A 13,536-nucleotide genomic window follows, 5' to 3' on the forward strand; every position below is an offset into this window, starting at 1 on the left:
CGGCCATCCACGCACTTGCTTCTTGAGCCTAGTCTAAGCTCGCGGATGCCCGGGACAAGCCCGGGCATGACGTCTCCATGCGATGTCATTCCGGGTTCGATGCTTCGCATCGCCCCGGAATGACGACACACTATGACCGCACCGTTCGGAAGAACTTCCTGACGTCGCGCACGAACAGCTCCGGCTGCTCGAAGGCGGCGAAATGGCCGCCCTTCTCCATCTCGCTCCAATGCGTGATGTTGTGAAAATTGGGCTCCATCCAGCGCCGCACCGGCGTGATGATCTCCTTCGGGAACACGGCGACACCGGTCGGCACGCCGACCTCAGGCGTCGTGCGTCGCTTGCCAAAGCTTTCCCAGTAGAGCCGCGCCGACGATGTCGCCGTCTCCGTCGCCCAATACAGCATGACGTTGTCGAGCAGTTCGTCCCTGGTGAAGATGTTCTCGGGATGACCGTTGCAATCGGTCCAGGCCCAGAACTTTTCCAGGATCCAGGCCGCCTGCCCGCTCGGCGAATCCGTCAAGCCGTAGCCGAGCGTCTGCGGCCGCGTCGATTGCTGCCTGGAATAACCGGAATCGAGATCGACATAATGCTTGAGGCCGACGAGCGCGCGCTTCTCCTCCGGCGTCGGCTCGCCCTCGACCTTCGGCGCCGCGTTGAAGGCGAGCGTGATGTGGATGCCGGCGCAATGCTCGGCGTCCTGCGCGCCGAGCGAGGTCGTCACCGCCGAGCCCCAGTCGCCGCCTTGCGCGCCGTAGCGCGCGTAGCCGAGCCGGTCCATCAGCTTGGCCCAGGTCGCGGCGATGCGGTCGACGCCCCAGCCGGTGGTCTTCGGCTTGGCGGAGAAGCCGAAGCCCGGCAGCGAGGGGCAGATCACGTGAAACGCATCCGCGGGATTGCCGCCATGTGCGGCGGGATCGACCAGCGGCGCGATCACCTTCTGGAACTCCACGATCGAGCCGGGCCAGCCATGGGTGATGATCAGCGGCAGCGCGGCCGGCTCCTGCGAACGCGCATGCAGGAAGTGGATATCGAGCCCGTCGATCTCGGTCGTGTATTGATCGAAGCGGTTGAGCTTGGCTTCGCGGGCGCGCCAGTCGTAGCCATCAGCCCAATAGGTGCAGATCTCCCGGATCCATTTCAGCGGCGCGCCCTGGCTCCAGTCGTCGACGAGTTCAGCCTCCGGCCAGCGCGTGCGGGCAAGGCGCGATTTGAGATCGGTGAGGATGTCGTCGCTGATGGCGATGCGGAACGGTTTGATGGCGCTCATCGGCGGCCTCCCCATCTTTTCTCGTCATTCCGGGGCGTGCGAAGCACGAGCCCGGAATCCATTTCGCAACAGAGCTGGCGGCCCGAATGGATTCCGGGCTCGACGCTGACGCGTCGCCCCGGAATGACGGCTAGCCCGACAGCGCCGCCTTCACCAGGCCGGACGCCTTGCCGAAATCCATCTGTCCGGCGTACTTCGCGCGCAGCACGGCGATTACCTTGCCCATGTCCTTCATGCCGGCGGCGCCGGTTTCGGCGATCGCATCCGCGATCGCCTTCTTGACCTCGTCATCGGACATCTGCTTCGGCAGATACGCCGAGATCACCGCGATCTCCTCGCGCTCCTGCTGCGCGAGCTCGGCGCGGCCGCCCTTGTCGTAGAGCTCGACCGACTCCTGGCGCTGCTTGATCATCTTCTGCAGCACGCCGAGCAAATCCGCGTCCGTCAGCGGCGGCTTGCCCTGCCCGCGCGCGTCGATGTCGGCGTTCTTGATGGTCGAGTTGACCATGCGCAGCGTGGACAGCTTGCGCTCGTCCTTGGCCTTCATGGCCTCCTTGACCGCATTGTTGATGTCGTCGCGCAGCATGATCGTGATCCCTTCGAATATCCGACGCCTGATCTAGGCCGTTCGCGCCCCTGAGACAACCTGGCTTTGCAGCCATCCGGTCAGTGCCTGCGCCGTAGCTTCTGGCTGTTCCGGCTGCGGCAGATGCCCGCAATTCGCCAACACGACGAGCTTCGCGCCGGCAATGCCGTCCGCCATCTCCTTCGAGAAGGCGTTGGGAATCGTGGCGTCCTGATCGCCGGTCAGCACCAGCGTCGGGCATTTGATCGTCGCCAGCGTCGGCCGCGAGTCGATCCGCGCAATGATCGCGGTCTGCTGCCGCAGATAGCCTTCGACGCCAACGTCATCGCCCTGCTCGTGCACGAGCCGGCGAATGCCGGAATCGTCGCGGCGCGAGGGATGCACCAGCTCCGGAAACATCTCCTCGCGCGCGGCACGCAACTCCCCGCGCTTTGCCCGCTCCATCAGGACGCGGCGGCGCTGGATCGCCTCCGGCGTATCGGGGCGCGCCTGGGTGTTGATCAGCGCGAGCCTCAAGACCCGCTCGGGCGCCTGGCGCATGATCTCCAGCGCGATGTAGCCACCCATGGAATGGCCGGCGAGTGCAAAGCGCGGCGGGGCCTCGCTCAGCACCCGCCGGGCGATCGCCGCCATGCTGTCATCGCGGATATGGTTGGCGACCATCACCGGGCCGAACCGCCACAGCGCCGGGATCACCGGGGCATAGATCCGGGCCGAGGAGGCCAGCCCCGGAACCAGCAGAAGCGGGGTGGTCTGGTCCATTATTGCCTCGAAAGCCCCTGGATTTGCCGGAAATTGTGCGGCCAAGCTTAAGTCCCCGGGACGGGCTGTCAAATATGCAAAAACGCATGTGAATCGGGCCTCTCCCGCTTTGACGGAGGCGCGCGGGCAGACTATGAAACGCGCTCATGACACAACATGACAACGATCCCGCCTGGCCGGACCATAAACCGACCGCGCTCCTCGTGCTCGCCGATGGCACGGTGCTCGAAGGCTTTGGTCTCGGCGCCGAAGGCCACGCCGTCGGTGAAGTCTGCTTCAACACCGCGATGACCGGCTATGAGGAGATCCTCACCGATCCCTCCTATGCCGGCCAGCTCATCACCTTCACCTTCCCGCATATCGGCAATGTCGGTACCAACGAGGAAGATATCGAGACGGTGAACATGGCCGCGACGCCGGGCGCGCGCGGCGTGATCCTGCGCACCGCCATCACCGATCCCTCGAACTACCGCGCCACCAAGCATCTCGACGCCTGGCTCAAGGCGCGCGGCATCATCGGCCTCTCCGGCATCGACACCCGCGCGCTGACCGCGCTGATCCGCAGCAAGGGCATGCCCAATGCCGTGATCGCGCACGCCCGGAACGGCGAGTTCGACCTGCATGGCCTGAAGGAAGAAGCGCGCGAATGGCCGGGGCTCGAGGGCATGGACCTCGTGCCCATGGTCACGTCCGGCCAGCGCTTCACCTGGGGCGAGACGCCGTGGCTCTGGGACAAGGGCTTTGGCCAGCAGGACAAGTCCGAGTTCAACGTCGTCGCCATCGACTACGGCATCAAGCGCAACATTCTGCGCCTGCTCGCCGGCGTCGGCTGCAAGGTGACGGTGGTGCCGGCAACGACGTCGTCCGAAGACATCCTGGCGATGAAGCCGGACGGCGTGTTCCTGTCGAACGGCCCGGGCGATCCGGCCGCGACCGGCAAATATGCCGTGCCTGTCATCCGGGACGTCATCAAGTCGGGCACGCCGACCTTCGGGATTTGTCTTGGCCACCAGATGCTGGGCCTCGCCGTCGGCGCCAAGACCAAGAAGATGCATCAGGGCCATCACGGCGCCAATCATCCCGTGAAGGACGAGACCACCGGCAAGGTCGAGATCACCTCGATGAACCACGGCTTCGCGGTGGACGAGACGACGCTGCCGAAGGGCGCGACGCAGACCCACATTTCTTTGTTTGATGGGTCCAACTGCGGCATCCAGCTCGACGGCAAGCCGGTGTTCTCGGTGCAGTACCATCCCGAGGCTTCACCCGGCCCGCGCGACTCGCACTACCTGTTCCAGCGCTTTGCCGATCTGATGCGGCAGAAGAAGACCGCGTAGGGCGCGCTCTTTTGAAAACTGTCTTGACGACATCGAGCCCGGGCCCAGTCCCGGGCTTTTGTCATTCCGGGGCGCGCATAGCGCGAACCCGGAATCCATCGGGCAACGGATTCTGCGGCGCGATGGATTCTCAGATGCGCAATTGCGCATCATAGCTCGACGCTGCGCGTCGCCCCGGAATGACAGTGGAGCGAGGAACGCCGCCTGACGCCCCTCGTTGATCCCTGCTACGCTCACGCAGGAGCCCAGCCATGTCCGTCGTCCGCGACAATGCCGAGCCGCTCGCCATCGTGTTTGAGGATGACGGGCTCGTGCCGAACAACGTCCTCCCCTTCCTGGTCTACCAGGGGGCGGTGAAGCTAGACCCGGAGCATCCGGAGGAGACGATCGAAAACCTGTTCGAGGAGAACGGCTGGGGCGGCACGTGGCGCAACGGCGTCTACGACTATCTGCACTATCACGCGACGGTGCATGAGGTGCTTGGCGTTGCGCGTGGGAGCGCACGCGTTCGCTTCGGCGGCGATCATGGCCAGGAGCTGGACATCAAGACCGGCGATGTCGCGATCCTGCCCGCCGGCACCGGGCATCAATGCATCAACGCCAGCCGCGACTTCTGCGTGATCGGCGCCTATCCGCCGGGCGCGACGATGGAAATCACGCGGGCGACGCGGGAGAACCATGCCAAGTCGCTGAAGACGATCCCGAAGGTCGCGCTGCCGCCGACCGATCCGGTGACGGGCAAGGATGGGGCGCTGATGCGGTTGTGGCGGTCGTAGCGGTGGTCGCGCGACAATCTCCGCCGTCGTCCCGGCGCAGGCCGGGACCCATAACCACAAAAGCTAGTTTGGCGAAGATCGGCGAACGCACATCTCGTGCCGCAACTTCTCCCTGGGGTATGGGTCCCGGCCTGCGCCGGGACGACATCGTGGATAGATCGCGGCAGTTATGCCCCTAAGCCTCGTTCGCGCCCTCCTGGCGGGTCGCCTCGAACAGGAACCAGGTACGGCGCTCGGTCTCGTCGATGAAGACCTCGAGGATGCTGGCGCTGGCGACATCGCCGGCGTCATCGCAGACTTCGTGGGCCTTCCGCATCGCACCCGCGACATGCTTGTTGTCCTGCATCAGCTCGCGCAGCATCTCGCGCGGCGGGACGTAATCCTCGTTGTTGTCCTTGATGGTCTGGAGCTTTGCGACCTGGCCGATCGACTTCAGCGTCGCGCCGCCGATCTTGCGGACGCGCTCGGCGAGCTGGTCGGTGGTGGCGAAGATCTGGTCCGAGTGCTCGTCGAGCAGCAGATGGTAGTCGCGGAAATGCCGGCCGCTGATGTGCCAGTGGAAATTCTTGGTCTTCAGATACAGCGCGAACGCGTCGGCCAGAAGCACGTTGAGCGCCTCCGAAACCTTGTTGACCGCCTGGGGCGACAGATCGGTGGGGGTGTCGAGGTCGGGCGAGACCTTGTTGGGGGCTTTGCTCACGGGAAACCTTCCTGTTAGGACGCGGACATTGACGGCGCGCCGTCGCCCCCCTAACGCAAGGTGGGCAGCGCCGGTTCCTGTGCAGGAGCTGTTTGGCCGGGACGTCGGGTACCATGGACGATTGGATCGATTATTACGACTCCACGCACACGATCTATGTCAGCAAGCTGCATCGCGATTTGCACTTCCAGATCATCGCGCGGGACATCATCGGCTACATCTCCTCGCCCGAGGCGACGGTGCTGGACTATGCCTGCGGCGAGGCGCTGTCGGCGAGCCAGGTGGCAGCCGCCTGCGGCAAGCTGATCCTGGCCGAGCCGGCGCCGGGCGTGCGCGGCCGGCTGATCGCGCGGTTTGCCCCGAACACAAAAATCCGCGTCCGCTCGCTCGACGACGTCCGCAAGATGCAGGACCAGTCCATCGACCTCGTGGTGATGAACTCGGTCGCGCAGTACATGACGCCGGAGGAGCTCGATGCCGCGCTGCTCAATATCCGGCGTTTATTGACCCCGTCCGGCAAGCTGGTGCTCGGCGACATCCTCCAGCCCAATGTGGGCATGTTCAGGGACGTATTGGCGCTGCTCAGCTTCGGCCTGCGTCACGGCTTCCTGAAGGACGCGCTGATCGGGCTGATCAGCACCGCGCTGTCCGATTACCGTCAGCTGCGATCGCGCATCGGGCTGCAGCGCTACCGCGAGGACGAGATCACGGCGAGGCTGAAGGCCGCCGGGTTCGCGGTCCAGCGCGCCCACACCAATATCGGCCACAATCGCTGGCGCATGACCTTCGTCGCGCGACCGCCAATGGTCCGTTAAGCATAACAATTGGCTGAGGTGGCTTGTCGCACCCCGCTCGGACATGATCGATCCGGCCCGGTGGCGGAAGTGTCTACGCGAGAGCGGTGCATCGCTCTTTATCCTGGTTCAAATCCAGGCCGGGTCTCCACGCGTCGTCCCTGCGGGGCTACGCGCGGCGCAGCCACGCTCAGCCAGCAGCGGCGAAGTGTGTCCGGCGTAGCTTGAGCGAGGCGAAAGCGCAGACGGACTGCATCACTGTGTCCGCAGCTCAATCTGCCTTGACGACCTCACACTCCGACAGCAGCTGAAGCCGGTCCGCATCCTTGGCTGCGGAGCTGAGCACGGCATCGAGCAGGCCAGGGAAGCGCGCCTCCAGATCCTCGCGGCGCAGCCGCATGAAGCGGTTGGTGCCCGCCACGCGCGTCTGCATCAGGCCGCACTCGCGCAGCTTGGCGAAGTGATAGGCGAGGTTGGATTTGCCGGCGAGACCATTGAAGTCGCCGCAGCAGAGCTCACTGCTGACACGTTCCTGCTGGGCGAGCTGGTAGACGATCGCCAACCGGATCGGATCGCTCAGGCAATCCAGAACCATCGGCAGCTCGATCTGTTCGCGGGTGGGATGGAGGGGCGTGCGGCTCATGGTCCGAATCATAGCGATGCGGCCGCAATGTTCAATAGTTCTTGAACCAATTGACACCGAAACTGTCGCGTTCGATAGTTCAATAAACATTGAACATAGGGATCTTTCCAATGAGCGTATTCTGGCTGGCCCTGGCGGCCTTCGCGATCGGCACCGAAGGCTTTGTTATCGCAGGGCTTTTGCCGGCGATCGCCAGCGACCTGTCGATTTCGGTGTCGGCCGCCGGCCAATTGGTCACCGCCTATGCCCTCACCTATGCCGTGGGCTCGCCGATCCTGGCGGTGGCGCTGAACAATATCGACCGCCGTACCGTGCTGGCTCTGGCGCTAACGACCTTCATCGCCGGAAATCTCGTAGCGATGGTGGCTTCCAGCTACGTCCTGCTTCTGGCTTCCCGGATGCTGATGGCCCTGGGCTCCGGGCTGTGCATGCCGACGGCGCTCGGGGTGTCGGTCGCCGTCGCCTCGCCGGAGCGGCGTGGCCGCGCGGTGGCGCTGGTCACCTCGGGACTGACGGTTGCGACCGTGATCGGCGTCCCGCTCGGCAATCTCGTCGGGAGCCTGCTCGGCTGGCGCGCGACCTTTGCCATGGTCGCCCTGATCGGTGCCGTTGCCCTCGCCGGCCTCTTGCTGGGCCTGCCCCGCGGCCTGCCGCGCAACACCGCTTCGCTCGGCGAACGGCTGGCGGTGGCGCGTCACAGCAGTGTTCTGGTTGCGCTTCTGATCACGATTCTATGGGGGCTCGGCGGCTTCACCGTGTTCACCTATTTCGCGGTGCCGTTGCGCGGCCTCGGCTTCGATGCCTCGCAGATCAGCCTTGCGCTGCTGGTGTTCGGTGGCGCGGCCGCGATCGGGAACATGCTCGGCGGCGTCCTGGCCGACCGGCTCGGCACGCTCGCCACCGCAGCGCTCGGGCTCGCCGGCATGGCGACCGCCCTGATCCTGCATTCGCTGGTCCTCAAATTGATGCCCGGACAGGCGCACTATGCCGTGCTGGGCACGATCTTCCTGTGGGGCATTTCGGGCTGGGCGTTCTATCCGGCCCAGATCGCCAGCATCATCCGGATCGAGCCGCAGGCCTCGATGATCGCACTCTCGCTCAACGCCTCTTCGATGTATCTGGGCTTTGCCATCGGCGGCGCCTTGGGAGGCGCGGTGCTGGCCACCCTCTCGCCAAACGACCTCGGCTGGATCGGCGGAGCGAGCGTTGCGGCCTCGCTTCTGGTGCACCTCGCCCGTGGCTGGCAGGCACGGCCAAAACCGGTCAAAATTGCCGGTTGATGGGTGTTTTTCGGGGTTTCGCCGCCCCGAAAACTGGTCTAAGACCCACCCGCGCGCGAGGGAGACCACCGCGCTCTCGGCCACAGGGACGCGCAGCCGCGCGCCCTTTTTTTGTGCCCAAATCCGACTTCGGCGAGAGTTGATGCCCAAACGTACAGACATCACCACCATCCTGATCATCGGCGCCGGTCCCATCGTGATCGGCCAGGCCTGCGAGTTCGACTATTCGGGCACGCAGGCGGTGAAGACGCTGAAGGAAGAGGGCTATCGCATCGTCCTCGTCAATTCCAACCCGGCCACGATCATGACCGATCCGGAATTGGCCGATGCGACCTATATCGAGCCGATCACGCCCGAGATCGTCGCCAAGATCATCGAGAAGGAACGTCACGTCATTCCCGGCGGCTTCGCGCTCTTGCCGACCATGGGCGGCCAGACCGCGCTGAACTGCGCGCTGTCGCTGCGCCGGCAGGGCACGCTGGAAAAGTTCGACGTCGAGATGATCGGCGCCACCGCCGACGCGATCGACAAGGCGGAGGATCGCCAGCTCTTCCGCGAGGCCATGACCAAGATCGGGCTCGAGACGCCGAAGTCCCGGCTTGCCAATGCGTCGGCGCTGAAGAAGTCGTTCCGCGACAAATACCTCGCCGAACGCGAAAAGCTCTCCGGCGCCGCGCTCGAAGAGCTCGAGCGGCAGTGGACGCTGGGCGAAAGCGACCGCCGCAAGCGCTACCAGGAATACGCATTCGGCCAGGCCATGATGGCGCTGTCCGAGATCGGCCTGCCAGCGATCATCCGCCCCTCCTTCACCATGGGCGGCACCGGCGGCGGCATTGCCTACAACAAGGAAGAGTTCCTCGACATCATCGAGCGCGGCCTGGACGCGTCTCCCACCAACGAAGTGCTGATCGAAGAATCCGTGCTCGGCTGGAAGGAGTACGAGATGGAGGTGGTGCGCGACAAGAAGGACAATTGCATCATCGTCTGCTCGATCGAGAACCTCGATCCGATGGGCGTTCACACCGGCGACTCCATCACGGTGGCGCCGGCGCTGACGCTGACCGACAAGGAATACCAGATCATGCGCGACGCCTCGCTGGCGGTGCTGCGCGAGATCGGGGTGGAGACCGGCGGCTCCAACGTGCAGTTCGGCGTCAATCCCGACGACGGCCGCATGGTCGTCATCGAGATGAATCCGCGCGTGTCGCGTTCCTCCGCGCTGGCGTCCAAGGCCACCGGCTTTCCGATCGCAAAGGTCGCCGCCAAGCTCGCGGTCGGCTATACCCTGGACGAGATCGCCAACGACATCACCGGCGGCGCCACGCCGGCCTCGTTCGAGCCGACCATCGACTACGTGGTCACGAAAGTGCCGCGCTTCGCCTTCGAGAAATTCCCCGGCGCTTCGACGACGCTGACGACATCGATGAAGTCGGTCGGCGAAGTCATGGCGATCGGCCGCACCTTCCAGGAAAGTCTTCAGAAGGCATTGCGCGGCCTCGAGACCGGATTGACCGGCCTCGACGAGATCGAGATCGAAGGTCTCGGCCGCGACGACGACAAGAATGCGATCCGTGCCGCGCTCGGCACGCCGACGCCGAACCGCCTGCTCCAGGTCGCGCAAGCGATGCGGCTGGGCTGGACCAATGAGGAGATATTCAACTCCTGCAAGATCGATCCGTGGTTCCTCGGCGAGATGCGCGGCATCGTCGACATGGAGGAGAAGGTTCGCAAGCACGGCCTGCCTACCAACGCCTTCGGCATGCGCACGCTCAAGAGCATGGGTTTTTCGGACGCCCGGCTTGCAGTGCTGGCGCAGACTACGGAAGCCGAGGTGACGGCGAAGCGCCACGCGCTCGGCGTTCGCCCGGTCTACAAGCGCATCGATACCTGCGCGGCCGAATTCGCCTCGCCAACCGCCTACATGTACTCGACCTATGAGGCGCCGTTTGCGGGCGCCCCGGCGGACGAAAGCACGCCGTCGGACAAGAAGAAGGTCATCATTCTCGGCGGCGGGCCCAACCGCATTGGCCAGGGCATCGAGTTCGACTATTGCTGCTGTCATGCCTGCTTCGCGCTGCATGACGCCGGCTACGAATCCATCATGGTCAACTGCAACCCGGAAACGGTGTCGACCGACTACGACACCGCCGACCGGCTCTATTTCGAGCCGCTCACCGCCGAGGACGTGCTGGAGATCATCGCGAAGGAGCGCACCAACGGCACGCTGCACGGCGTGATCGTGCAGTTCGGCGGCCAGACGCCGCTGAAGCTGGCACGCGCGCTGGAGGCGGCCGAAGTGCCGATCCTGGGCACCTCGCCCGACGCCATCGACCTTGCCGAGGACCGCGACCGCTTCAAGCGCGTGCTCGACAAGCTGCGGCTGAAGCAGCCGAAGAACGGTATCGCCTATTCGGTCGAGCAGGCGAGGCTCGTCTCCGCCGATCTCGGCCTGCCCCTGGTGGTGCGCCCGTCCTACGTGCTCGGCGGCCGCGCCATGCAGATCATCCGCGAGGAGAACCAGCTCAACGACTACCTGCTCGGCACGCTGCCCGAGCTGGTGCCGGCCGACGTCAAGGCGCGCTATCCGAACGACAAGACCGGGCAGATCAACACCGTGCTCGGCAAGAACCCGCTGCTGTTCGACCGTTACCTGTCGGACGCGACCGAAATCGACGTCGACTGCCTCTGCGACGGCAAGGACACTTTCATCGTCGGCATCATGGAGCACATCGAGGAAGCCGGCATCCATTCCGGCGATAGCGCCTGCTCGCTGCCGCCGCACTCGCTCGATGCGAAGATGATCGAGGAGCTGGAGCGGCAGACGCGCGAGCTCGCGCTCGGCCTCGACGTCGTCGGCCTGATGAACGTGCAATATGCCATCAAGGACGGCGAGATCTACGTGCTCGAAGTCAATCCGCGCGCCTCGCGCACGGTGCCCTTCGTCGCCAAGGTGGTCGGCACGCCGGTCGCCAAGATCGCCGCGCGCATCATGGCCGGCGAGAAGCTCGCCGATTTCAAGCTGACGAAGGCGCAGCTCAAGCATGTCGGCGTCAAGGAATCGGTATTCCCGTTCGCGCGCTTCCCCGGCGTCGACACGGTGCTCGGCCCCGAGATGCGCTCGACCGGCGAGGTCATGGGCATCGACAGCTCGTTTGCGGTGGCCTTCGCCAAGAGCCAGCTCGGCGGCGGCACGCGGGTGCCGCGCAAGGGCACGGTGTTCGTCTCGGTGCGCGAGAGCGACAAGACGCGCATCGCGGAGGCCGTTCGCGAATTGCATTCGCTCGGCTTCAAGGTTCTGGCGACGTCGGGCACGCAGCGCTTCCTGACCGACCAGGGCATCCCGACCGAGAAGGTGAACAAGGTGCTGGAAGGGCGGCCGCATATCGTCGACGCCATCACCAATGGCGACGTCCAGCTCGTCTTCAACACCACCGAAGGCCCGCAGGCGCTCGCCGACAGCCGTTCACTGCGGCGCGCGGCCCTCTTGCATAAAGTGCCGTATTACACCACTCTTTCCGGGGCCGTGGCGGCCGCGCAGGGCATCCGCGCCTATCTGGATGGGGACCTTGAGGTTCGTACCCTGCAGAGCTACTTTTCGGAAACCTGATCGCGAGTGGAAGGCAAGGCCTTGAGAGGTTAAGCCTTCCGCTAAGTGATTGGCAGTCAAGCCACAATGGCCGCAGGAACTGTCCGGCCATATGGTTGTTCTGTTCCGGCGCCAAGCCCATATCTGTCGACGTCCGGCGGCTCATGTACCGAGCCCCGGAAATACCGACGAATCAAGGTTGGGCGCCCATTTGCGTTCTGGGCGCACGATCGAAGGACGAGAGAGAAGATGGAAAAGGTTCCGATGACTTCGGCCGGGTTTGCCGCGCTCGGGGAAGAATTGAAGAAGCGCCAGTCCGAGGACCGTCCGCGCATCATCGAGCATATTGCGGAGGCGCGCTCGCACGGAGACCTGTCTGAAAACGCGGAATATCACGCCGCGAAGGAAGAGCAGTCCCACAATGAGGGCCGCATCGCCGAGCTCGAGGACAAGCTCGCGCGTGCCGACATCATCGACATCTCGAAACTGTCCGGCGACACCATCAAGTTCGGCGCCACCGTGACCCTGGTCGACGAGGACACCGAGAAGAAGACGGTGTGGCAGATCGTCGGCGAGGTCGAGGCCGACGCCAAGAAGGGCCGCATCTCCATCACCTCGCCGCTCGCACGCGCGCTGATCGGCAAGAAGAAGGGTTCGACCGTCGAGGTCAACGCACCCGGCGGCGCCAAGGCGTACGAGATCACCAAGGTGGAGTGGCGGTAAGGATTTGCCGCTGCGCGTCATGATGTTTTGAAAAGGCCGCGCTTGGCGCGGCCTTTTTGTTTCCGCGTATTGCTGTGGGGTGGGCACGCCTTCACCCCTCGTCATTGCGAGCGCAGCGAAGCAATCCAGAATCTTTCCGCGGAGACAGTCTGGATTGCCTCGCTGCGCTCGCAATGACGGTGTGGAGTCCGCGAAGCGCAACTCTATCACCGTCACCCTGAGGTGGCCGCTTCTTCAGCGGCCCTCGAAGGGCGACGGCCCGACTGCTGCTGCACCCGGGCCGTTCATCCTTCGAGGCTCCCCATGGGACGCGTCGCGTCCCATGCCTCGCACCTCAGGATGACGGAATTGATGCGCCGTCCTGGAAGGCTACCGCCGCCCCTTCACGTCCAGCGGCACGGCCGCCTCGTATTTCGAATTGTGCAGCACCAGCGACGTGCGCACGTTGCGGACATGGGGCGCGGCGGTCAGGTGCGTGACGAAATCCTGGAAGGTTGCCATGTCAGGCGCGACGCATTTCAGGATGAAATCGACCTCGCCGGACAGCATCCAGCATTCCCGCACCAGCGGCTCGGCGCGGACGAACTCCTCGAAGGCGCGCAAATCCGCCTCGGCCTGGCTGGACAGGTGCACGGCGGCAAACACCGTGACGTCGAAACCGAGCTTTCGCGCGTCCAGCAGCCCGCGATAGCCGTGGATATAGCCCTCCTCCTCCAGCGCCCGGACCCGGCGCAGGCAGGGCGGTGGCGAAATTCCCACCCGCTTGGCGAGCTCAACATTCGTGATTCGACCGTCGGCCTGAATCTCGGTGAGAATTTTCAGGTCGATCTCGTCTAGGTTCCGCGACACGTGATTGGAACTCCTGGCCTTTGCGGCGGTATCGGGTGGGTCTGTCGCAATCCTCATAGCCCAGTCCGCACCCATTGCGCAATTTTATTGCGCGTGCAGCGCAATCGACTTTTGTTCCTTGTTGGAAAAATCCGCCGACAGGGAATGCAATTCTTGCATAGCTCACCAGAACGCTTAGATTAGCTCTGATATTTCAGCGCTTCCGCGAGGCCTCCTGGCTCCTTCCGCGC

Annotated in this window: 12 protein-coding genes; 6 read left to right on the forward strand and 6 right to left on the reverse strand. The window is 64.4% G+C overall.

The window, feature by feature from the left end; genetic code table 11:
* Nucleotides 1–130 precede the first annotated feature (130 nt).
* The 3 genes from A3M7_RS0132400 to A3M7_RS0132410 all read right to left on the reverse strand — a co-directional run bounded on the left by A3M7_RS0132400 (nt 131) and on the right by A3M7_RS0132410 (nt 2,618).
* Nucleotides 131–1,270 carry an epoxide hydrolase family protein gene (locus A3M7_RS0132400; RefSeq protein WP_027547656.1) on the reverse strand — a complete coding sequence of 380 codons (1,140 nt, stop codon included), beginning with the start codon at nt 1,268–1,270 and terminating at the stop codon, nt 131–133.
* A 130-nt stretch (nt 1,271–1,400) separates the two neighbouring features.
* Complete coding sequence (locus tag A3M7_RS0132405) at nt 1,401–1,856, reverse strand: GatB/YqeY domain-containing protein (protein WP_027547657.1); 456 nt, start codon at nt 1,854–1,856, stop codon at nt 1,401–1,403.
* Between the two features lie 33 nt (nt 1,857–1,889).
* Complete coding sequence (locus tag A3M7_RS0132410) at nt 1,890–2,618, reverse strand: alpha/beta fold hydrolase (RefSeq protein ID WP_027547658.1); 729 nt, start codon at nt 2,616–2,618, stop codon at nt 1,890–1,892.
* Between the two features lie 146 nt (nt 2,619–2,764).
* Here A3M7_RS0132410 and carA point away from each other — a divergent pair, with 146 nt between their 5' ends.
* On the forward strand, nt 2,765–3,955 hold the full coding sequence (gene carA / locus A3M7_RS0132415; protein WP_027547659.1) for a glutamine-hydrolyzing carbamoyl-phosphate synthase small subunit: 1,191 nt from the start codon (nt 2,765–2,767) through the stop codon (nt 3,953–3,955).
* A 251-nt stretch (nt 3,956–4,206) separates the two neighbouring features.
* A complete protein-coding gene (locus A3M7_RS0132420) occupies nt 4,207–4,731 on the forward strand; it encodes a cupin domain-containing protein (protein WP_027547660.1) in 525 nt (174 codons plus the stop codon).
* Between the two features lie 175 nt (nt 4,732–4,906).
* Here the strand turns inward: A3M7_RS0132420 and A3M7_RS0132425 are convergent, their stop codons facing one another.
* On the reverse strand, nt 4,907–5,431 hold the full coding sequence (locus A3M7_RS0132425; protein ID WP_027547661.1) for a Dps family protein: 525 nt from the start codon (nt 5,429–5,431) through the stop codon (nt 4,907–4,909).
* Between the two features lie 113 nt (nt 5,432–5,544).
* On the opposite strand from A3M7_RS0132425, the gene A3M7_RS0132430 reads away from it, so the two are divergent.
* On the forward strand, nt 5,545–6,246 hold the full coding sequence (locus tag A3M7_RS0132430; RefSeq protein ID WP_027547662.1) for a class I SAM-dependent methyltransferase: 702 nt from the start codon (nt 5,545–5,547) through the stop codon (nt 6,244–6,246).
* Nucleotides 6,247–6,496: 250 nt separating this feature from the next.
* Here the strand turns inward: A3M7_RS0132430 and A3M7_RS0132435 are convergent, their stop codons facing one another.
* On the reverse strand, nt 6,497–6,868 hold the full coding sequence (locus A3M7_RS0132435) for a helix-turn-helix transcriptional regulator (RefSeq protein ID WP_027547663.1): 372 nt from the start codon (nt 6,866–6,868) through the stop codon (nt 6,497–6,499).
* A 110-nt stretch (nt 6,869–6,978) separates the two neighbouring features.
* Here A3M7_RS0132435 and A3M7_RS0132440 point away from each other — a divergent pair, with 110 nt between their 5' ends.
* The 3 genes from A3M7_RS0132440 to greA all read left to right on the forward strand — a co-directional run bounded on the left by A3M7_RS0132440 (nt 6,979) and on the right by greA (nt 12,457).
* Nucleotides 6,979–8,148, forward strand: coding sequence for an MFS transporter (locus A3M7_RS0132440; RefSeq protein ID WP_027547664.1), 1,170 nt, complete (start codon nt 6,979–6,981; stop codon nt 8,146–8,148).
* 142 nt (nt 8,149–8,290) lie between these two features.
* Nucleotides 8,291–11,755, forward strand: coding sequence for a carbamoyl-phosphate synthase large subunit (gene carB / locus A3M7_RS0132445; RefSeq protein WP_027547665.1), 3,465 nt, complete (start codon nt 8,291–8,293; stop codon nt 11,753–11,755).
* 228 nt (nt 11,756–11,983) lie between these two features.
* Nucleotides 11,984–12,457 (forward strand): transcription elongation factor GreA, encoded by a 474-nt coding sequence (greA, locus tag A3M7_RS0132450; protein ID WP_027547666.1) that lies wholly within the window; start codon nt 11,984–11,986, stop codon nt 12,455–12,457.
* A gap of 369 nt (nt 12,458–12,826) precedes the next feature.
* Here greA and A3M7_RS0132455 read toward each other — a convergent pair whose 3' ends face one another.
* Nucleotides 12,827–13,306 carry an Lrp/AsnC family transcriptional regulator gene (locus A3M7_RS0132455; protein WP_027547667.1) on the reverse strand — a complete coding sequence of 160 codons (480 nt, stop codon included), beginning with the start codon at nt 13,304–13,306 and terminating at the stop codon, nt 12,827–12,829.
* Between the last annotated feature and the right edge of the window lie 230 nt (nt 13,307–13,536).

Source organism: Bradyrhizobium sp. WSM2254, from assembly GCF_000472645.1.
GTDB lineage: Bacteria > Pseudomonadota > Alphaproteobacteria > Rhizobiales > Xanthobacteraceae > Bradyrhizobium > Bradyrhizobium niftali.